The 20,930-nt window shown below is 60.4% G+C and carries 19 protein-coding genes; 10 read left to right on the top strand and 9 right to left on the bottom strand.

Features of this window, described 5'->3' with window-relative positions; genetic code table 11:
• The first annotated feature begins 248 nt into the window (after positions 1-248).
• From BJI47_RS11315 to BJI47_RS11290, 5 genes are all read left to right on the top strand, one after another.
• A complete protein-coding gene (locus tag BJI47_RS11315; protein ID WP_088943894.1) occupies positions 249-1,721 on the top strand; it encodes a class I adenylate-forming enzyme family protein in 1,473 nt (490 codons plus the stop codon).
• Positions 1,722-1,807: 86 nt separating this feature from the next.
• On the top strand, positions 1,808-3,655 hold the full coding sequence (locus BJI47_RS11310) for a DUF3556 domain-containing protein (protein WP_088943823.1): 1,848 nt from the start codon (positions 1,808-1,810) through the stop codon (positions 3,653-3,655).
• The gene (locus BJI47_RS11305; RefSeq protein ID WP_088943822.1) at positions 3,652-5,085 is read left to right on the top strand and encodes an NAD(P)/FAD-dependent oxidoreductase; all 1,434 of its coding nucleotides are present in this window, start codon (positions 3,652-3,654) and stop codon (positions 5,083-5,085) included. The genes BJI47_RS11310 and BJI47_RS11305 overlap by 4 nt, the downstream gene beginning before the upstream one ends.
• Positions 5,086-5,120: 35 nt before the next feature.
• On the top strand, positions 5,121-6,410 hold the full coding sequence (locus BJI47_RS11300; protein WP_088943821.1) for a CdaR family transcriptional regulator: 1,290 nt from the start codon (positions 5,121-5,123) through the stop codon (positions 6,408-6,410).
• 556 nt (positions 6,411-6,966) lie between these two features.
• On the top strand, positions 6,967-8,529 hold the full coding sequence (locus tag BJI47_RS11290) for a long-chain-fatty-acid--CoA ligase (RefSeq protein WP_088943819.1): 1,563 nt from the start codon (positions 6,967-6,969) through the stop codon (positions 8,527-8,529).
• A 23-nt stretch (positions 8,530-8,552) separates the two neighbouring features.
• Here BJI47_RS11290 and BJI47_RS11285 read toward each other — a convergent pair whose 3' ends face one another.
• From BJI47_RS11285 to BJI47_RS11265, 5 genes are all read right to left on the bottom strand, one after another.
• Positions 8,553-9,284, bottom strand: a complete 732-nt coding sequence (locus BJI47_RS11285; protein ID WP_176224810.1) for an SIMPL domain-containing protein — start codon at positions 9,282-9,284, stop codon at positions 8,553-8,555.
• A gap of 134 nt (positions 9,285-9,418) precedes the next feature.
• Positions 9,419-9,991 carry a YceI family protein gene (locus BJI47_RS11280; RefSeq protein WP_088943818.1) on the bottom strand — a complete coding sequence of 191 codons (573 nt, stop codon included), beginning with the start codon at positions 9,989-9,991 and terminating at the stop codon, positions 9,419-9,421.
• Positions 9,992-10,033: 42 nt separating this feature from the next.
• Positions 10,034-11,020 (bottom strand): oxygenase MpaB family protein, encoded by a 987-nt coding sequence (locus tag BJI47_RS11275; RefSeq protein ID WP_176224809.1) that lies wholly within the window; start codon positions 11,018-11,020, stop codon positions 10,034-10,036.
• Positions 11,021-11,052: 32 nt separating this feature from the next.
• Entirely contained in the window at positions 11,053-11,697 is a 645-nt protein-coding gene (locus tag BJI47_RS11270) for a TetR/AcrR family transcriptional regulator (RefSeq protein ID WP_088943816.1), read from the bottom strand.
• Between the two features lie 175 nt (positions 11,698-11,872).
• The gene (locus BJI47_RS11265; RefSeq protein ID WP_088943815.1) at positions 11,873-12,628 is read right to left on the bottom strand and encodes an Ltp family lipoprotein; all 756 of its coding nucleotides are present in this window, start codon (positions 12,626-12,628) and stop codon (positions 11,873-11,875) included.
• A 761-nt stretch (positions 12,629-13,389) separates the two neighbouring features.
• On the opposite strand from BJI47_RS11265, the gene BJI47_RS11255 reads away from it, so the two are divergent.
• On the top strand, positions 13,390-13,947 hold the full coding sequence (locus tag BJI47_RS11255) for a hypothetical protein (RefSeq protein ID WP_125458721.1): 558 nt from the start codon (positions 13,390-13,392) through the stop codon (positions 13,945-13,947).
• Between the two features lie 75 nt (positions 13,948-14,022).
• On the opposite strand, the gene BJI47_RS11250 is transcribed toward BJI47_RS11255, so the two are convergent.
• The 4 genes from BJI47_RS11250 to BJI47_RS11240 all read right to left on the bottom strand — a co-directional run bounded on the left by BJI47_RS11250 (position 14,023) and on the right by BJI47_RS11240 (position 16,440).
• The gene (locus BJI47_RS11250; RefSeq protein WP_088943812.1) at positions 14,023-14,502 is read right to left on the bottom strand and encodes an N-acetyltransferase; all 480 of its coding nucleotides are present in this window, start codon (positions 14,500-14,502) and stop codon (positions 14,023-14,025) included.
• A gap of 111 nt (positions 14,503-14,613) precedes the next feature.
• The gene (locus BJI47_RS24095) at positions 14,614-14,790 is read right to left on the bottom strand and encodes a hypothetical protein (protein WP_176224808.1); all 177 of its coding nucleotides are present in this window, start codon (positions 14,788-14,790) and stop codon (positions 14,614-14,616) included.
• An 86-nt stretch (positions 14,791-14,876) separates the two neighbouring features.
• Complete coding sequence (locus tag BJI47_RS11245) at positions 14,877-15,608, bottom strand: peroxiredoxin-like family protein (RefSeq protein WP_088943811.1); 732 nt, start codon at positions 15,606-15,608, stop codon at positions 14,877-14,879.
• A gap of 382 nt (positions 15,609-15,990) precedes the next feature.
• On the bottom strand, positions 15,991-16,440 hold the full coding sequence (locus tag BJI47_RS11240; RefSeq protein WP_088943892.1) for a hypothetical protein: 450 nt from the start codon (positions 16,438-16,440) through the stop codon (positions 15,991-15,993).
• Positions 16,441-16,726: 286 nt separating this feature from the next.
• Between BJI47_RS11240 and BJI47_RS11235 the strand changes: the two genes are divergently transcribed.
• From BJI47_RS11235 to BJI47_RS11220, 4 genes are all read left to right on the top strand, one after another.
• On the top strand, positions 16,727-17,230 hold the full coding sequence (locus BJI47_RS11235) for a nucleoside deaminase (RefSeq protein WP_088943810.1): 504 nt from the start codon (positions 16,727-16,729) through the stop codon (positions 17,228-17,230).
• 261 nt (positions 17,231-17,491) lie between these two features.
• The gene (locus BJI47_RS11230; protein ID WP_254900529.1) at positions 17,492-18,832 is read left to right on the top strand and encodes a serine hydrolase; all 1,341 of its coding nucleotides are present in this window, start codon (positions 17,492-17,494) and stop codon (positions 18,830-18,832) included.
• A gap of 54 nt (positions 18,833-18,886) precedes the next feature.
• Positions 18,887-19,549 carry a PadR family transcriptional regulator gene (locus tag BJI47_RS11225; protein ID WP_088943808.1) on the top strand — a complete coding sequence of 221 codons (663 nt, stop codon included), beginning with the start codon at positions 18,887-18,889 and terminating at the stop codon, positions 19,547-19,549.
• A 91-nt stretch (positions 19,550-19,640) separates the two neighbouring features.
• Entirely contained in the window at positions 19,641-20,930 is a 1,290-nt protein-coding gene (locus BJI47_RS11220; RefSeq protein WP_088943807.1) for a lipase family protein, read from the top strand.

The following is a 20,930-nucleotide window of genomic DNA, read 5'->3' as shown; positions in this document are numbered from 1 at the left end:
CCGGCAGATCTGCCTCGTACTGACAGCAGTGGATACTGTCGTCACCCGTCTTGAACCGGATTTCCGAGGTGGTGATCCGACGCGCTCACGAGGTGTTGCAGCAGCCCTCGAGCTCACGTGCGCTGCACCTTCGGCATTGTGCTCAGGGAACAAAGAACCTGGACAAGTTGATCCTCAGGGACCGTTTCTTCGGTCGCAGGACGTCGATAGTGTTTCGAGTCACACACGAATGAAAGGTGCTGACTCTCGTGGCGGACATTGGATATTTGGCTTGGGATCTTGCAAAGAAGTACGGGCAGAAGCCGTGCGTGCGGGACGACCGCGTCGAACTCACGTATGAAGAGTTTGCAAGTCGCACGGAAGCTGTTGCCGCGCAATTGGCCGGACTCGGAATCGGACTCGGTGACGTGGTGGCGATCATGCTGCCCAATCGAGTCGAGCTACTGATTGCGATCATGGCTGCCTGGCGCATCGGCGCTGCAGCTACACCCATCAATCCGATGTTCACCGCGAACGAAGCGGATTACCAGATCGCGGACTCCGGGGCCGAGTTGGTCATCACCGCCACTGCCGACGCTCCCTCTAGTGGACGTGCGTTGTTGGTCGTCACCGATCTGGCGACAGTGCCGCCTACCGATTCTCAACCCGGAATCAATGTTGCAGCAGACGATCTGGCTCTGCTCATCTACACCAGCGGCTCCACCGGGCGACCCAAGGGAGTGATGCTCACCCATGCCAACCTGCAATTCATGGCCTCGTCGATGGGAAAGAACATCGGTGTCACCGGCGCTGATCATTGCCTGCTGATTCTGCCACTGTTCCATGTCAACGCGATCTGCGTCAGCGTCTTGACGCCCTTGCTCGTCGGCGGACAGGTGAGTGTCACCGGAAAGTTCTCGGTGTCGAGGTTCTTCCACGACGTTGCGCGGCTTCGTCCCACGTATTTCTCGGCTGTGCCGGCAATCTACGCGATGCTGGCCTCACAGCAGGAAGACGCGTCGATCGACACGTCCTCTTTGAAGTTCGCCATATGTGGTGCGGCGCCGATCAGCAGGGAACTCCTCGAACGCGCAGAACAGCGTTTCGGTTTCGTGATCGCGGAAGGATACGGACTTACCGAGGGGACCTGCGCGTCGGCCTGCAATCCGGTCGAAGGAGTGCGCAAACTCGGTACGGTCGGACCGGCGCTGCCCGGCCAGCAGATTGCGATTCTCGCCGAGGACGGAACCTTTGCGCCCGTCGGCACTGCCGGAGAGGTGGTAATCAAGGGCGACAACGTGATGCGCGGCTATCTGGGCAAGCCGGAGGAAACTGCACAGGCCGTCAAGGACGGTTGGTTGCACACCGGTGACGTCGGAGTCCTCGACGAGGACGGCTACCTGACCCTGGTCGACCGCATCAAGGACATGATCATCCGCGGGGGCGAGAACATCTACCCCAAGGAGATCGAAAACTCGCTCGCCACGCATCCTTCCGTGCTGGAAGCCGCCGTCATCGGCGCTCCGCACCAGGTCTATGGCGAGGTGCCAGTGGCCTATGTTGTGGCCTACCCCGATGCGCCCGTCACCGAAGACGAACTACTCGAACATGTCACGGCCTTGCTTACTCGAGTGAAGGTACCAGTGGCCATCTACGTCGTCGATACGCTTCCCCGAAACCCGGTGGGCAAGATCGACAAACCTGGAATGAGACGCGCTTTGAGCGCAAATCCCGCTCCCTAGCCGCTTCCCCAACAGTACCAACACAACTCGACGACGTCCGCCGAGTAGGTCCGTCATGCCCACATTCCGTATTTTAGGAGCACATCATGGGATTCAAAGAAGGAAACTTCCCTCCCGTCGATCCGGCAACATTCATGGACAAGCCGTTCCTCGAGCGTCTGCGTGACATGTCCACGCACTGGGTGGATTACGGCTTTGGTACGCCGAAGATGGTCCACACCGTCTACATCATGAAGTTGTTGTTCCTCTACCTGGCGGCTGGAACAGCCGTTGCCACGTTGACTTCCGGCCTATCGTGGTTCGACCTCGGATCGTGGTGGAACCAGCCGATCGTCTACCAGAAACTCATCATCTGGACGATGATGCTCGAGATGCTGGGCCTGGCAGGATCCTGGGGCCCGCTCGCGGGGCACTTCAAGCCGATGACCGGTGGACTTCTCTACTGGATTCGCCCCGGTACGATTCGCCTCCCACCGTGGCCGGGCAAGGTACCGCTCACCTCGGGTGACACCCGCACGGCCTTCGACGTTTTCATCTACGTCGCCGCAGTCGCCAATCTCTCTGTTGCAGCGATCATTCCGGGCGTGCACACCGCCGGAATCGATTCGGCATTCGCGGACAGTGCTGGACTCGTTCGACCGACGGTCCTGTACTCCTTCCTGGTACTCATATTGATTCTCGGGCTGCGTGACAAGGTGCCCTTCATCGCTGCACGTAGTGAGCAATACCTGCCGGCAATATTCTTCTTCACGTTCCTGCCCTTCGTCGACATGATCCTGGCGCTCAAACTGCTGATCGTCATGGTGTGGATCAGCGCCGGTGTATCGAAATTCGGTCGCCACTTCTCGCTGGTGGTTCCCCCGATGCTCAGCAACACGCCGTGGATCACGTCGAAGAGAATCAAGCGTGCGCACTACCGGAATTACCCGGAGGATCTACGGCCCTCGCATTTGGCCGGCGGCGTCGCGCACGTGGCCGGAACGATGGTCGAAATCATCACCCCGCTGATACTGCTGTTCTCGACGAACAAGACGCTCACCATCCTCGCCGTGATCCTCATGGTCGGATTCCACCTGTTCATTGCGTCGACTTTCCCGCTGGCCGTTCCACTCGAATGGAATCTTTTGTTCGCTTACGCCTCGGTCTTCCTGTTCCTGGGCTTCCCGGCATGGGAAGGCTACGGCCTCGGAGCAATGTCCTCGCCGTGGATCACCGTGGGAATTGTTGCAGCCCTGGCATTCTTCCCGATTTTAGGAAATTTTCGACCCGATCTGGTGTCCTTCCTGCCGTCCATGCGTCAGTACGCCGGTAACTGGGCATCTGCGACGTGGGCATTCGCGCCGGGGGCCGAAGCGAAGATCGACCAGTTCATCAAGCGTCCATCTTCGGATACGCGCAATCAGTTGATGACGATGTACCCCGAGGACGTTTCCGACGTCGTTCTGCATCAGTTGTTGGGCTGGCGTTCCATGCACAGCCAAGGGCGTGCACTGTTCTCTCTGATGATCAGGCACCTCGGCGACGACATCAACACGTACTCACTGCGCGAAGCCGAGTTCAGTTGCAACTCCATCGTCGCCTTCAACTTCGGTGACGGGCACCTACACGACGCGAAGCTGATCGCCGCCATCCAGCGTCGCTGCAACTTCGCGCCCGGTGAGTTCTTGGTGACCTGGATCGAATCGCAGCCCATCCACAAGGGTACTCAGGGGTACCAGGTGATCGATGCGGCTCTCGGCGTCATCGAACGGGGTACTTTCAAGGTCGCCGACGCAGTTGCCGAGCAACCGTGGTTGCCGAACGGGCCAATTCCGTTCGACGTTCAGTGGACACTGGACGTACGGGCCGACCGCGCGGCAACGGATCCGCAGGTTGTTTCCGAACCGAAGATGCGTACGACAGTGAGCGGTAGCGAGCAAGAGGTGAGTAAGTGACGAAGGCCGTAGTCGTCGGCAGCGGGCCCAATGGGCTCGCTGCCGCGTTACACCTTGCACGTAGCGGTGTGGACGTGCAGGTAATCGAGGCTTCCAACCAGATCGGCGGAGGCACCCGCTCCGGTCCGATCGACGTGCCGGGATTGATCCACGATCACTGCTCGGCGTTTCACCCGATGGGAATCGGCTCGCCGTACCTGTCCACACTGGATCTCGCGCGATATGGGCTGATCTGGCGTTGGGCAGAGGTGGACTGTGCGCATCCGCTCGACAGCGGCGATGCCGGTGTTCTGTACCGCTCGTTGGAGCAGACCGCTGCGGGACTCGGCGCGGATGGGGCTCGATGGCGACGCATGTTCGGTGACTTGTCGACGGGGTTCGACGACCTGGCGTCCGACCTGATGCGACCGATCGTCAATGTTCCGCATCATCCGCTGCGCCTCGCAGCTTTCGGTCCGCGAGCGCTGCTTCCAGCAACGGTGACCGCGAAGCTGTGGAAGACCGACAAAGGGAAGGCGTTGTTCGGCGGGGTTGCGGCGCACGCCTTCTATCCACTCAACCGTCCGGCCACCTCGGCGGTGGGGTTGATGATCACCGCTGCTGGTCACCGCTATGGTTGGCCGGTCGCCGAGGGTGGTTCGCGTTCGATCACCGACGCAATGGCCGCGATGCTCCTCGATCACGGCGGCAAGATCGACACCGGCGTTCGGGTACGCACTGCCTCCGAGATCCCGCGCGCCGACGTTGTTCTGCTGGATGTCAATCCGAGGGGTGCGCTCGAAATCCTGGGCGATCGACTCCCTGGCCGAGTTGCGAAGGCCTATCGAAAGTTCAAGCAGGCCCCCGGAGCGTTCAAGGTCGATTTTGCCGTCGAAGGCCATGTGCCGTGGATCAATTCTGATTGCGCTCGGGCCGGAACAGTCCATCTGGGTGGTGGTTTCGACGAGATCGTGGCAGCTGAGCGAGACACGAATGCAGGTCGTATGCCGGACCGACCGTTTGTGCTTCTCGGTCAGCAATACCTGGCGGATCCCACGCGCTCTGCCGGGAACATCCATCCGTTGTACGCCTATGCGCATGTCCCTCACGGGTACGACGGCGACGCTACGGAGTCGATTATTCGCCAGATCGAACGCTTTGCGCCAGGATTCCGGGACCGGATTGTCGCGACTTCGAGTCTTGGTACCGCTGATCTGGCGCAGGACAATCCGAATCAGGTAGGCGGCGACATCATCGGCGGGGCCAACACCGAACTGCAGGTTGTCTTGCGTCCGCGCGTTGCAATCGATCCATACAGCACGGGGATCGCGGGCACCTACCTGTGCTCGGCCTCGACCCCACCGGGTGCCGGAGCGCACGGAATGTGTGGGTACAACGCTGCCGAATCGGCTTTGAAGTACCTGCGACGACGGGGCGCGGAAGTTCTGTGAGTAGTCCGTCACATAAGGAGCGAGGCGCCGGCGCGATGCGGCGCCTCGCCCGAGTGCCTGCATCTGCAGAGCCGGAAGTGCTTGCCGTGGTTGCCGAGTTGGCCAGACGACTCGATGAGCGTAGCGCCGACATTGCGCGTGAAATGGCCTCGATGATGGCTCACGAAATCGACCAGTTGGACGCAGACGCCAAAGTGCTCGAAATGCTCGATGCCAGCGTGCAGGGAAACATCACGACGATCATCCACGTCTTGGCCAACGACATTCCGATCGATCATCTACAGCCCACTACCGCTGCGGTGGAATATGCTCTGCGGCTGGCACAACGGGATGTTCCGTCCAACTCGCTCGTTCGGGCCTATCATATGGGGCAAGGCGATCTGATGCGGATCTGTCACGAAGAGATCAGCACCCTGGATATTCCAGCACGACTCACTTTGGCTGCCCTGAAACACACTTCGGATGTGGTCTACAGCTACATCGACTGGATCACGCTCTACGTCTTCGACGCATACGAGCAGGAACGCAGTCGATGGATGGCAGCACAGGGAAACCTCCATTCGGCCGCGATCCACGCCCTACTGTCCGGAACCAACGCGGATGCCGGCGCTTTCGAATCGGAGACCGGATATCGCCTCGGTCAGCACCACGTCGCTCTGGTGGTCTGGTCGACGTGGGATGCGGACGTGCTCGGCATCAACACGCTTGACCGACTTGTACGCGATCTCGGCGCAGCGGTGGGAGTGGACAAGCCGCCGATCATCACCGCAATCGATCGACGCACGGTGTGGGCCTGGCTGCCCTTCGGTCGCCGGGTGGGCGCACCGGATCTACAAGTTCTAGCGGCGGCAGTGCCGTTGGACGGCGGAGCGCGGGTGGCAATCGGACTGCCAGGATCAGGGATCGAAGGATTCAAAAGATCTCACCAGCAGGCCACCGCCGCCTATTCCGTTGCTGCGGTGCCGGATACGCCGCAGCGCCCTGTGGTGAGCTTCGGGGACCGCGGCGTCGCCGTGGTGTCCCTTCTCTCTGAGAACATCGATTCTACGAAGTCATGGGTTTGGGAGGTGCTCGGTCCGTTGGCGGAAGATACACCCTCTGCCGCGTCCTTGCGGACGACGTTGAGCGCGTACTTTGCTCATGGTGAAAGTCATCTGCACACTGCCAATTACATGCATCTGCACCGTAATACGGTGAAGTATCGCATCAACAAGGCACTCGGCGATTCTGTTACTGCCGGCCGAGACAAGTTGGATCTTGCTTTGGCATTGCAGGTTTGTGAGTTGTTGGGTAGATCGGTTTTACGCCCGGCCCAAACGTCGTGAGTTCCGGATGCTACTCATCGGACGGTCCCTGTGCGCGATGAACAGGTTGGCACCGTGCGCGTCGGGCAGGTAGGAAATCATGTGGAACTCCCACCGCAACTGGGTAATTCCATTCCTAGACCGTTTGATGTTCATCCAGGTCATCGAGACTCGAAAGGCCTTCGACGAAGGCGTCCTCGATTCGGAATCAGACGCGAACATCGGCACCCCACCGGGGACTGGCGGGGTGCGTCAGTTCGCCACCGGTGACTCAGGTGGCCGGGAGCCTCGACGGTCACCTCGGCGTGTAGTGGTTCCTGATCAAAGTCCGATTTCGGGTTCCATGAGCAGGGGTGCCGTTGTCTACTGAACGAGTCGATGCGACACCTACATTTCGCCGATGGAGTCGATAAGCGACATAGATTGTGGCATTGCACTCTCGCCGTCGCGAACTCGGAGACTTCGATGTGGACGGAAGTCGTCCGCCGGACCGAGGCCCAAGTTAATATTCGGGTCACGATTGCGAGGCAACCGGACTTGCGTAATCCGCCCGTCGATACGTTATGAGGATGATTCGATGTCCGATCCCACAGTAGGAATCATCTCCGATCGCGTCGAGCATTGGTCGACGGTCAAACCGGACGAGCTCGCGATGACCTTCCAAGGGTCGGAATACACCTGGTCACAGTGGTACGAGCGCATCCTCCGCGTCGCGGCCGCCCTCGAAGAGGCAGGTATCGTAGCCGGCGATACGGTCGCGTTTGTCGACAAAAATCATCTGTCGTGTATCGAAGTTACCTATGCCGCTTCGCTTCTCGGTGCGGCGAACGTCGTTCCCAACTGGCGGCTAGCAGCTGAGGAACTCGATTACGTCCTGGCCGACTCAGGTGCCCGCATTCTGTTCGTCGGCAGCGAACTCCACCCGCAGATTCTTGCCATCCGAGACCGTCTGAGCGCCGTCGAAATGATTTTCTCGGTAGGTGGTGAACACGATGAGTTCGAGCCGTGGATCGACGGAGTTTCGCCGCTACACCCCCGCCCGCATGTCAGCCCCGAAGCAACTGCACTGATTCTCTACAGCTCAGGGACTACCGGTCGGCCCAAAGGCGTTCGGCTGACACATCGAAACCTTTTCGCACACAGCGACAGCATGCTCGAGATCATGCCGGTGAATGAAGATCACCGATTCTTGATTGCCATGCCTATGTTCCACGTCGGTGGAACCTGCTACGCCATAATGGGGATTCATGCTGGTACACACTGCTACTTCACGCGGGAAGCCGACGGCCCGTCTATCTTTGCGGGACTCGCGGCGGGCGCCAACATCGCCTTCCTCGTTCCCCCGGTGATAGCCGGGGTGTTGGCTGCAGGAGAACAAGCGATCGACGCGTTCAAGGCATTCAAGCGCATCATCTACGGCGCTGCACCGATGCCGTTGCCACTGTTACGCGCTGCGCTTGCTGCCTGGCCAGACACCGAGTTCGTACAGGTCTACGGCATGACCGAGTTGGCCGGGGTGGTCACCGCGTTGATGCCCGACGTTCATCGCGATGAGGCCCAGACCGAACGCATGGCCTCGGCTGGGACGCCGATCCCTGGTATGGAAGTGCGGATCGTCGATCCCGTGACACTCGAGGATGCACCAACCGGCAACACTGGTGAACTGTGGTGGCGGTCGGAACAATGCACCCCGGGCTATCTGGGCAAACCCGAGGCTACAGCCGAAACCATCACCGCCGACGGGTGGTTGCGCAGCGGGGACATGGGACGAGCCGATGATAGCGGCTTCGTATTCATCGAAGACCGCCTCAAGGACATGATCATTACCGGTGGTGAGAACGTCTACTCCCCTGAGATCGAACGGATCCTGGTGGAGCATCCCGCAATCGCCGAGGTCGCGGTCATCGGCGTCCCCGATGACCGTTGGGGCGAAACGATCAAAGCCGTTGTCGTTCTCGTGCCCGACGCGATCGTCGATGAATCCGAATTGATCGCCTACACCCGCGGCCGTCTCGCAAAGTTCAAATGCCCCACGAGTATCGACGTCGTCGAAGTCCTCCCCCGCAACCCCACCGGAAAAATCCTCAAACGCGACCTCCGCAAACCGTACTGGGACAACCGAGACAACCACTTGGTCTAGACGCCGAAGAAATATGCTGCCGATCAGTCCAAAGCCCATTTGACGGCCACGGACACGCTGACAGTCTGCTGACCGGGTTCGATGGGGACCGATGAGTCGGCCATACTCGCGCCCTCTGGGAACCTCGACGGTTGGTCCTGCCCGGTGATGTTCTCGGTAATGGACAAAACCTGTCCGAGATCGCTACCCGAGAGCGTTGCGTACTGCTCAGCGCGATCTCGGGCGTCGGCGAATGCCCGGGCCCGCGCGTCGGATATCAGTTCCGAATCGTCGTCGATACGGAATGACACCCCGGAGATCCGGGTTGCGTTACCACCCGCGGACGTGGCATCACCGAGGACCGTCGAGGCCCTCGACAGGTCCCGGACCGTGATCCGCAAAGTGTTGGTCGCCTGGTAGCCGGAAATCTCCGAGGTTCCGCCGAGCATCCCGCCCGAGTACTGAGGGTTGATGGACACCTGTTGGGTCTGAATGTCCTCGCGATCGACGCCCGCGTCCGATATCGCATCGGTAACTTTGCCGACCGCAGCATTTGCCTGATCAATCGCCGTCGTGACATCGCCGGCCGTCGTCTCGACGCCGATCTGCGCCGTCAAGGTGTCGGGTGTGCCTTGGACTTCACCGACGCCGTTGACGCTGACTCCGGGCGGCCCATCGGCGGACGCGGTATTGTTCCCACACCCCGCGGTCAGACCGAACGCCACGAGTAGTGCTGCTGAACCCATCGCCTTCTGTACCCATCGTTTTCGAGTCATCGACGTAGTGTGCACGGTTTCGGTCGAACTGGAAAGACCACAAACGACGAATCATGGTTGGTCAACTCGGCGACAACGAATTACCCGTCGAGCATCACAACGCCTACCGTCGCACCTGAGATCATTCGCGGCGACTACCCTTTCGGTGGATTCACGCTCGGCTTCGTGCGCTCGGCCTCGAAGAACACGGTCACCTCGTCGACCACCTTCATAGCACCAAGCATCTGGGAGTACGGCTTGATTCCGTAATCCGACTGGCGCACTGTGCTTTCCGACGCACAGTGCCATTTCGTACCATCGTCGGCGACGGTTACGATCACAGTCATCTCCCGGGTGACGCCGTGGATCTCCATAGTGCCGCGGAGGCTGAATCCGGTTTCTATCGCGGCGATATCGTCTGAGCGGAAGCGAATCTGGGGGTACCGTTTCGCGTCGAGGGTCTTCAGCGCGTTGGATTTTGCGAGGATCTTCTCCGGCCCGATCAGCGGCGTGACACCACCTTCACCGTCGACTACGTCGAGTGAATCGACTTCGGCGGTGAGGGTAACCGCGGTGGGAATATCCCCAGACCAGTCGACCGCGGCCGTCCACGACTTCATTGCAATGGTGAGACGGTGGCCCAATTTGGACGCCTTGCCGGTGACGTCCGTCTTGATCGTCAGTCCGCCGCCGTCTGATGCGTCGAATGTCCAGCTCACAGGAGTCATAACTCGACTGTAATAGTCGACCCCGAAATTCGAGTTCGGCGATCAGAGGGCTGAGGTGACCGAGTCGCCCACGAGGGCCAGATACTGCTCACGCGGCAGGGGCCGGCCGGCGCGTCGGAAGGCTTCCTCCACCGAAACGGTCTCGGGTGTCGTGGGTGCTATGTCAAGGATTGCAGGTGCGAGCACTGCATAGGCCCGAGGTGAGGCACTTTCGAGCTTCCTGGCCAGCACCTTCGGCTGACGTGCGGCCAGGCGCATTGTCGGGCGCAACATTGCGGTGACCACTGCATCGATGATCGGTCCTTGTCGAGACCCGATGGCTGTGCGCATCCAGCGAGGCAGGGTCGCGATCGTGGTCCGCCGCAGCACCCACTGGACAAGCGGGCTCATGATGCTCAACGGGCCGGGGAGCTCGGTGAGCGCAGGGTTGGCGCCGTTCAGAATGAGCCGCGCATGCTCGACTGCCGTCTCGCTGACCACCATATCGGGAAGGACCCGCTGGTAGTACGCCCGCATTTCGGTACGGCTCCTTGGGACTTCAGCGGGGTCGATTGTCTGAAACTGCGCAGCGATGGCGCATTCTTCCCAGTATTGGCGTTCGTCCTCCTCGCTCAACCGCCCGGGCCCGAATCGCTCGTAGACGTGAAGGACCGACTGCCACTGAGTGAGGTGTATCCAGAGCTGCCCCGCAGGATCGTTGGGGTCGTAAGTTCGACCGGTTTCTGGATCCAGACCGGTGATCCTCGAATGGATGCGCATCAGGGTGTCGGCGGCGTGCGCGGCTGTAGCGCTGTCCGCAAGCACCAGCGCGCCCGCGTATTCCAGAGTGCGGTCGTACCGGTCGGCGGCACGCTGTCGCAGAGAGCCGGTGCCGGCGACCGAAGCGACCACCAGTGGGTCGAACATCTCGGTGAGCGCGGTGCGCGTGAAGCCCACCGTCATCGAGGTCGGATAGCGGTACACCTTCCAGGTCACCGATTCCGGGCCGAAGATGCCGTAATCAAGCGGTGCATTCACGATGCGTGTCATGCAACACATACTGTCGCATGTGTTGCACACCGTCAAGCGTTCTCGCCCGATCCAAGTAACAGCGGAACGAGAGTTCGTCTCGCATAGCTTCTCGCCCCCGCCTCGGAACGAACATCTATCGAGTACTGCGCGGGGATCAGCACGAACGAGGCGAACAGCCGTGCCATGGTCTCTCCGATCGCATCGGCATCGAGATGAGTCGCCCGGCCGTCCAACTGCAACTTTCGTACACCAGCGGCAGCGAAGGAGCTGCCCAACCGAAGCAACGCAGATTCGTCGGCCATCCCGGCCGCGATGAGGTCCTGCGGCTCGAACTCGGCGGTGCGTCGGATCACCGGATGTGCTTCGGTGAGACGCACCGCAGCCGCGAAGCCTTCGACGAGCTGTTCGGCCGGATCCTCGACCCCCTCGAGAGACTTCATGATCCCCTGCGCCATGCGCTCACCCTCGCGCAGAGTCATCGCTTGCAGCACTCCATCGCGGTCACCGAAGCGGCGGTAGATGGTGGTCCTGTTGACCCCGGCGCGACGTGCAACACCGTCGATCGTCAGCGCTCCGATGCCGCTAGCGGCACATACTTCTACCGCTCCATCCAGGATTTTGATTGCCGTCGGGTCATCCGGCACGTCGCTGGCTTCTCCCGCAAACACCCGTTCGAGTACCACTCCCAGATTCACGGAGTCAGACTATCCGACCGAGTCGCGTGAATTGCTTGGCTGCAGGTTGCTGATATGGGCTGGCCAACCGGGGCCGAGTTGCTCAGCAATGAACCCGGTGAGTGTTGTCAGCGCAACGCCCGCGGCGAGCGACCGTTGGATCCCGACATCCCTGGCACAGGTAGCCTCCGGGAGGTTAGAGCCCTGCCTGATCCACTCCGTACTGAGCCTGTTCAGGGGTGAACCCTTCGTATATCAACTGATCGACGAGGCCTTGACGCGAGAAGGCTGTGTAGTCGAGGTAGTCCTGAGCGGATAGCGCGGCCTGTTCGTTCCAATCAGCCGCGACATTGTCCACAGCGAAGGTGGCATCCTCGGTCGAGTAGTCCTCGTACGTCAGTTGATCGATCAGACCCTGTCGGGAAAACGACGAATAGTCCAGATAGCTGTTGGCCGCACGCACAGCATTGCGCTGTCCGCCGGTCATCCCCGTCTGCCCGCTGGCCGGCTCGGTCGTCTTCGGTGCGGCAGGAGCGATAGGTGCCGGCACCTCAGGTTCGGTCGTTTCCACCGGCAGGACTGGTGCCGGCGTCGGGGTCGGGGGCGGGAGGGCAGTCGTGGTCGTGGCTTTCGGAATGACCGGAGCCTTTTCGACCGCACTCGATTGTGCCGTTGTGGCCGCCTGCCCGCTTGCTACGTCGTCCGATGACTTGTCCGCTGAATTCACCACACCGATAACGACGAGAAGCACCACGCCGGCAGCCACGACCCATGGCCACTTCTTGCGGTTGGATCCACCGGATGCTGAATCAGCGGGAGCACCTGACAAGTGTTCGGACGCAGTCGGTTTCATCGGATCCGGCTGAAGAGCGGACGTCCACTGTTGGCCGTCCCACCACCGTAGCTGTGCAGAGCCTTCCGGGTCTGCATGCCATCCAGGAGGTGTCGTCATGGTTGTTCCTTACTCGTCGGGTGGTCGCCCGTTACTGCTTGTCATTCAGATCCGCTGAGTGTGCGTCCGCGCATGTTTCCCCCACGGCTGCACTGCCACTTCAGAATTCTTCGAGACCATCAGCACAGATCTTCTTCTGCTTCGGCCCATTGGGTCGCAGAATGGTTATGTACGTCAAATTGATACCACCTGCTCCAGGCTCCAGCGGAATCAACTACTAGATCGATTGTCCCTGAACTGCTGAAATGCAGAAGTCGGTCCAAAAATTCAACCGTCCGAATGACCCCACACCGATTCTCGTCCCACGGCTTCTATGGAACAAAGAAGCTTGCGAGTCCCGGAGTGATCGTCCCAAGGGTGGATACGACAGTCAAAACAATGTGCCCAGACCCACTCAGTAACGTCGCCTCGGCCGGAAATCCGTATAGTCCGTCCGACATTCGCGCGGAGCCAGACGCTCCTGTCGACAGATTCAACCAATGCCCGTCGGACGAGAGCAAGCAACCCCACCTGCCTTCCTTGCCACCGGTGATCGTCACCGTGCCAAGCTGTTCGCCGACCACCGTCACACAGCGCACCGCGGGAACGTCGCAGCTGCCGTTCGGATTTCCGAACGGTACCGATTCGACTTGATACGGAACGCTGCTCACGTTCACAGCAAGGGCACACCTCGCCCTCGCCACGTCCCGACCGTCCGTTCGATACGCTCGAAGATGCCGATCGGATTCGAGCTCGAGAGGGGCATTCGCAGAGTGGACGAGATGAGCGACTGGGTCATGGCGGAATACAGATCACTCTGCCTAGTCGACGATCCGCCGACAGATGCCGCATACCCCGAGGGAACAGCCGATGAGGACGTCGACGACTACCTTCCCCCACCGGACCCGCCCGAAGGCTTCGATCTACTCACCGCAGCGCCGGGCATCGTCACCATCACGACTGGAGCAATGCGCGGTCGAGTACACCTGACCATCCAACTACGCGACGACGAACCACAGGAGCTCGCTCCAGGTAAGTGGGACACGGTCGAAGAAATCGGATTCAGAGCCCTGAGCGCACACACGCGGGCAGCTTCAGGCGAGTACTACCCCTTCGCCGCAGCGGAGAGCAGGTCGTTCGCGGCGTCGGTAACGCCCCAAGGTCCCGGTTTCTACAGAGTTCGCGCCTACGAAACGAACCGAGCTTTGACGTCCGGCGAGCACCGAGACGAAGCCGATCTGCCCACTGAAGAGAAATACCTGATCCAGATATGGCCTCTGCTTGCCGAGAACGCCGTCAGACAAAGATTGCTCGGTCCGCAGCCAACGTTGCTGCAATAGGACGAAGCGGATCAGATTGAGCGACAATCGATTTCTGGCCAGCTGGCCACGCACCCGCGATGTCGAATGAAATCTCTATCGCACTCGCTTGCTCAGATAGACAAGTCCATAACCGCTCGCAGTCGGTACACGATGCGTTTCGCGGTAGCCGAACCTCGAGTAGAGCCGCAGGTTACCGACACTGTGTTCGCCGGTGAACAGCTTCAGCTCGGTGATGTCCTCAGAAACTCGCGCTTCCACGAGTTCGAGCAATCGACTGCCCAATCCACGCACCTGAACGTCAGGGGCTACGACCAGCCTGCCCACCTCTGTGCACCGCGCATTTGCAGGAAGGACACACACGCGTACCGCTCCGAGGAGTCGTTGTGCGCCATCACGCAACCCGAACGAGTCCACCTCGGCTTTGTCGAGTTCGCTCGTCACCTCGATCAGCGATTCGACCAACGGAGGAAGATATAGATCCTCAGGGGCATGGGCCTCGGTCACGTACGCGGCACGCTGGAGCGTGAATATCTCACCTGCGTCCTTCTCCGACAAGGTCACAACAGATTCCATGCGTCGGAACTATTCCAGAAGAGCTCGGCCCAACTCTCATCGGAATTCAGAGACGGGCTATCGCGTCGCACAGCTGCAGAATCAGGAAGGGTCACCGGCCTGGGCCGGAATCTAGTTCTTCAGTTCGGATTCGATCTGCATTCCCTCGTTGCCGAAGGACGGTACCGGACTGGGTGTTCCACTGCCGTCGACAATGTAGAGGTAGCGGACGGGTGGCAGCGCGGGCAACGGGGCTGCCGAAAAGTACCAGTGGGTGCAATGTCGCCGCGTAGTGCTCTGATTGTTCACTCGGTTGGTGCGTGAGCATGACTGAAAGTGAGCGACCGGTATTCTCCGAAGCATGAGGATCGAGGCGGCGACGGCTATCGTTGTCTTTACTGCTGGGGTCCGGCAGTCGTCGCGCTGAGACGATCTGTATCGACATCAGTATCCGCACAGCCGGCCAGGGCAGCGTCGAGGGCGGTGAGGATCTCGCCGGGCTCGCTACGGGTGGTGTAGTCGGGGTGCACATCGATCCACCGGATCGAGCCGGCTGCGTCGACGATGACCACTGTCGGAAACGGGACTGTAGGGGTGCCGTCGGAATTGATGTCGGCGAGGTCGAGTCCCAGGCTTACCTGAGCGTTACGGGCTTCTTCCCCTGGTGCAGTGAGGATGCCGAGCCGGCCTGCGATCTGGTTCCCCGGATCGGACGCCACCGTGTAGGTCAGATCGTTCTTCTGTTGCATCGACAGCGACCCGTCCGGCTTCTGCGGGCTGACAGCAACCAGAGCGACGCCACGAGCGTCGAGCTCGCTGACCAACGTTTCCTGGTAGGCACGCAGCGTCAGGTTGCAGTACGGACACCATGCCCCTCGGTAGAAGACCACCACTGCGGGGCGGCCGGCCCGGACCGACGCCAACGTAGTGGGATGTCCGCTTTCGTCGATAACGTCTCCGTCGGGCATAGCCGTGCCGGCGGCAGCGACATCTGCCGGTATCCCCGCTGCGGTGACGCGTGCCAGGTCGGCATCGAAGGCCGTCCTCACTTCTGCAGGCAGCCGTGTCGCTGACTTCCGCTGAAGCTCTGCAACTCGGTCGGCAATGGGTGTGTGGGGAGTAGTCATCAGCAGGGCTCCGATTCGGTCGGGGTCGTTGGGCGTAGCGATGTTGTCGAGCCGGACGCCTTTCCGTCTTGTTTACAAGTGTGCATGAATGGGATGGCTGCACCGAAATTATGCTTCGGCCAGCCGAATTCGTCATCTGGTACGAGGGCGTGCGCCGAAAATCCGGCGCACAACATCGCCGCTACGTCACGCCAGAACAATAGTCAGATAGAGGCGCAGCGTCGATCAGGACGGAACAACACATATGACAGCAGCGATGCCGAGAGCAATTCGAGCCCCGGGCGGCCTTGAAATTTACACGTGAGGAAAGTCGCGTCGACTTAATCGTCTACTCATGCTCTGGAGTGTAGAACATCTGCATCTTCAGCCAGCGCTGGACAAACTACCAATGCCAGGCACTGCCGCCGACGTTCTCGATAGTCCGTTGCAGAACTTCGATGGTTGTTACGAGGTCTGCTTCGCTGATGCCCTGCATCCGTTCTTCTTGGAGCCTGCGCTGGACGTCCGATCCAACCCGAATCTGTTCGGCACCGTGCTCGGTCTGCTCGATAACCGAACCGGACAGATGAACGAAACCTTTCGCGACAGACGATTCGATTGCCTCGATGATGGCTTCCGGCGTGTCGTTGTGGCCGAGCTTCTCGATCGTCTCTTCCCGGTCGATACCGTCGGGAAACGACGAAAGCTGGTGAAGAAGCCACCATTCGGGTTGCGAGAGCCCTACCTCGTGTAGTGCGCTGCGGGTACGAGCGCGAATGGCCTCGCCAGCTCGCACGGTCCAGAATCCGATGGGCTGGAGGTTCGGTGGTTGCATGGGCATCGGTGGTGTCATGAATTCGACGATAGAACCAAATCCGGGGTTGAGGGCAACTCGACACGGCATTCGTACTGTGCGCGATACTGCCCAAGCACTTTCATCGAATGCGTGTGAAAAGCATCCGCGGAACGGTCAGGCGTCTCGGCCTGGTCCCCGAGACTCAGGCGCATTGGCCAATCGTGATAACGACAGCGTGCATCCAGCTGCGGCCGGGTACGAAACGACGGTTGTTTCGATAGACATGAGCGAGCCGAGGCGCTCTCGCTGCTGATCTCGGATCCTGACAGGGCACACTCGGGATATGACGTTTCCCGATTCCGGCGATTTGGCCCATATCCATCGATGCGTCGAGCTCGCCCACGAGGCGCTGGACGCAGGTGATAAACCGTTCGGCTCCGTGCTCGTCGACGCCGAGGGCCGGGTGCTGTTCGAGGATCGCAATCGGGTGAGTGGCGGTGACTCCACCCGCCATCCCGAATTCACCATCGTGGAATGGGCCGTAAAGAACTTGAGTAGTGAAGATCGTGCACGGACAACGGTCTACACCTCGGGCGAACACTGCCCGATGTGCTCTGCCGCTCACGCCTGGGTAGGTCTCGGCGACATCGTCATCGCGGTGACGAGTGCCCAACTCGCTGCATGGCAGCAGGAGTGGAACGTCGATCCTGGACCGGTCACACCGTTGCCCATCAGCCAGGTGGCACCATCGGTCACGGTCCGAGGACCCGTCGAGGACGTCCGCGACGAGATGCGGTCACTTCATCGTCGCAATGCAGGCCTGTCGGAAGAATCAGTTTCCAGCTGAACGGGCCAGACGCTTCGCGGCTCGCTATCCGCAGTGTGACTCGTCGTTCTCCGATGTGGTCGCGGCGTTCGCGCAGACCACCAAGAGCAGCGTGCATGCCGCGGTAACCGCGAGGAGCTGTCCGGCAGTCATCATGCACCTGACTTTCGCTCGAACTCTTGGCTTCGAAACTTAGCCGAATAATACTGCAATGTGCAGCATGCAAGATGCATAATCGAAGGAGGAGCCTTCAACACCCCTTCGCCTACCCAGGAGCTCACGATGCCTCCATCGATGACCCTCTCTCCCAGACGTCGGCACGCTGCAGTTGCCGCGATGCTCACGGTGATCACATTCACCGCCTCGTGCTCGTCGGACACGAGTCCTCCGACTACCGACTCGGCAGCTACCGCGTCGTCGGCTACGAGCACGCAGTCCGGCGATAGCGCGTTGGTGCCGTTCGACACCGCCGCGATGGATGCAGTAGTCGACGAAACTGCACAGGAATTACGCGAAATCGGCATGGTCGTCCTCATCGAGACCCCCGATGGAAAGTACACAAACAGCTGGGGTGCAACAGAACTGGGCGGAACCGAGACACCGACGCTCGATACCAGCATCCGTATCGCATCCAACACGAAGACGTGGACGGGTACCGCTATTCTGCAGATGGTCCAAGAAGGAAAGCTATCGGTCGACGACCCGGTGAGCAAGTACCGACCCGACGTGCCGAATGGGGAGAACATCACCATCGGACAAATGCTCGACATGCGCAGCGGACTCTACAACTACACCGAAACCGTGGAGCTCAATCAGGCCTTGGACGACGATCCTGGACGGGTGTTTGCACCGGAGGAACTGGTCGCACTCGGACTTTCCAATCCGCCGTACTTTCCACCTGGTGAGGGGTGGCATTACTCCAACACCAACACGGTGCTCCTGGGCTTGATCGCCGAACAACTCGATGGAAAGCCGATCGAGCAGATTTTTCAAGATCGGTTCTTCTCGAAACTGAACATGACCGGGACGTCGTTTCCCGCAAACACCGACACCGCAATCCCTGCGCCGTTCGCGCGGGGATACTCCTACAGCGGCAACATCGAGACTCTCGGTGAGGGCAAGGATTCGCTGTCGCCGGAGAGACTGGCCGAGATCGAGTCCGGGTCCGTATCACCGCGCGATACGACTGGCGACAATCCTTCGTGGACTTGGTCGGCGGGACAGGGGATCTCGACGGTCAACGATCTCGCGACGTGGGTACAGGCGATGGTGAAGGGTGATCTTCTCGACGAAAAGACACAGAAGCTGCGCATGGATAGCGTCGCTTCCACAGACCCTGAATCACCTAAGGCCGCCAGTTACGGGTACGGCATCGCACAGATGGGCCCTCTGTACGGCCACACAGGTGAGCTGCCCGGCTACAACTCGTTCATGGGATACGACCCCGTCAACGACGTGACGATGGTCATCTGGGGGAACCTTGCTCCCACGGCAGAAGGCAAAGCCCCTGCAGCACGACTAGCGGAGAAACTGATCGGCTATGTCTACGCGACGACCGGTGGGAATGACAACGAAAATACTGCTGACGACATCGGCGAGGTAGGTGAGACGGAAGGCAACTGAACCATTCACTAGGCTCGGTGCTTTGCATCGGTAAGCACCCGGAGGAATGTCAGCGTGGCTCGTGAGGATTTGAATACGACGTCGTATGTGATCCTCGGATTGCTGGTGTCGCGAGATTGGTCGGCCTATGAGATCGCAGAACACTTCGGCAAGGGCATCGGCGAACTGTGGCCACGCGCGGACAGGCAGCGGTACAACGCCCCCAAGAAGTTGCTTAGCCTCGGTCTGGTTACTGCTACCAACCAGGCGGTCGGTGCTCGAAACAGGACTGTCTACTCGATTACAACGGAAGGACGCGATGCATTGGCGTCGTGGCTGTCGACAGAATCGCGTCCTTCCGCTTTCGAGTTCGAGGGCATGATCCGCGTGCTGGTGGCGGAACAGGGGAACATCGACGATCTGAGGAACAACCTCGTGATCATGCGCGATCAAGCGGCCCACAGCCGCAGCCTGTTCGGAATGAACGCCGTCCTGATCAGAGAGACAGACGGTGGATCCTTCCCGGAGCGCGAACACCTCATGGCGCTCGCCAACAACTTCATGATGGGGCACTTCAGCCACATCGTCGAGTGGGCCGAGTGGGCCCTGGATGAAATCGCAGACTGGCCCGACACCATCTCCCCCGCTACCAGCCACCACCAGCGCAGCCGCGCAATTCTCGCGGAGTCGGCCGTTTTCGCTCCCACCACCGGTAAATTTTTTACTCCGAAGCAATAAGCACTCGCATCCGAGAGGAGGACCTGCGGAAGAACCGACGAGCCGGCACCGTCCGGACGCAGATCCGACCTACAGAGGGGTAGCAAATCCCATGACTCGCCGCACCATCGAAGCGAGCAGCCGTCTCGCCGTCCTGACCGCCGTGGCGCTCGCTGTAGTGAGTTCTGCGACCGGATTGGCTGCCGCCGAACCGGCTTCACCGCCAGCGGTTCAACCATTGCCCTCGGCCGATCCGTTCTACGACTGGACCGACTCGCTCGACACTGCGGCACCTGGTGCTGTCCTACGTACCCGGCCCGCGGCATATGGCGCGCCTGGAATTGCTACACCGATCACGTCTACGCAGGTGCTCTACCGGACAACCGATCAACAGGGCAGCCCAGTGACGACAGTCGCGACGGTTCTGCGACCACTCGTCCCAGGACCGACCAAACTGATCTCGTTCCACACCGCCTACGACGGTCTCGGCACCGAATGCGACCCGTCGTACACCCTGAGCGGACACGGCGACAGCCGTACCGCGACGATCGAGCAGACCGTCATCGCCGGGTACATGGCCGCCGGGTACACCGTCGTCGTCCCTGACTACGAGGGCGAGGATCTCGAGTGGACCATCGGACGCCAGTCGGGGTATGCGGCACTCGACGGGATCCGAGCCACGGAATCGGTTCTCGCACTGCCTGCGTCGATGCCGGTCGGGCTCATCGGTTACTCGGGTGGATCTGTGCCCACGCAGTGGGGCGCCGAAGTGGCCCCCCAATACTCACCCGAGCTGAACATCGTCGGTGCCGCAGCAGGCGGCCCGCCGGTCGATTTCGCCCGAAACCTGCCATACGTCAGTGGGTCCAAGGATTGGGCCGGCGTGATCCCCGCCCTGATCGTCGCCTACCAACGGGCGTACGGCATCGATACCGACGCATTTCTGTCGGACAAGGGCAAGAACATCGTCGACGCCGTCCAATCGAACTGCATCAGCGGTTTCGCCTCCAGCTACCCTGGGTTGACCGACACCGAAATGCTCGCAGCGCCGTACACGTCCCTCCTCCAGGTGCCTGCGGCAGTCGAGGTCGTCAACGACAACATCATGGGAAGCACTGGAACACCAACCGCCCCAATCTTTCTCGGCGTCGGCAATTCCGACGGCATCGGCGATACGGTAATGGTCACCGGTGATGTGGAAGGGCTCGCACACGAGTACTGCAACCGTGGCGTCGCGGTGACCTACGCCCAATACACCGGCTTGGACCATACCGAAGCCTTCGTACCGTTCCAGGGCCAAGCAGCCCAGTTTCTCACTGAACGCTTCGCCGGCGCCGCACCCACGAATAACTGCGCCGTGATCGGACCAGGAAACGATCTGACTCCAACACCCATCCCCTGA

It is taken from the genome of Rhodococcus sp. 1168 (assembly GCF_002091955.1).
Taxonomy (GTDB): domain Bacteria; phylum Actinomycetota; class Actinomycetes; order Mycobacteriales; family Mycobacteriaceae; genus Rhodococcoides.
This window is presented reverse-complemented; position numbering and strand designations above follow the sequence as displayed.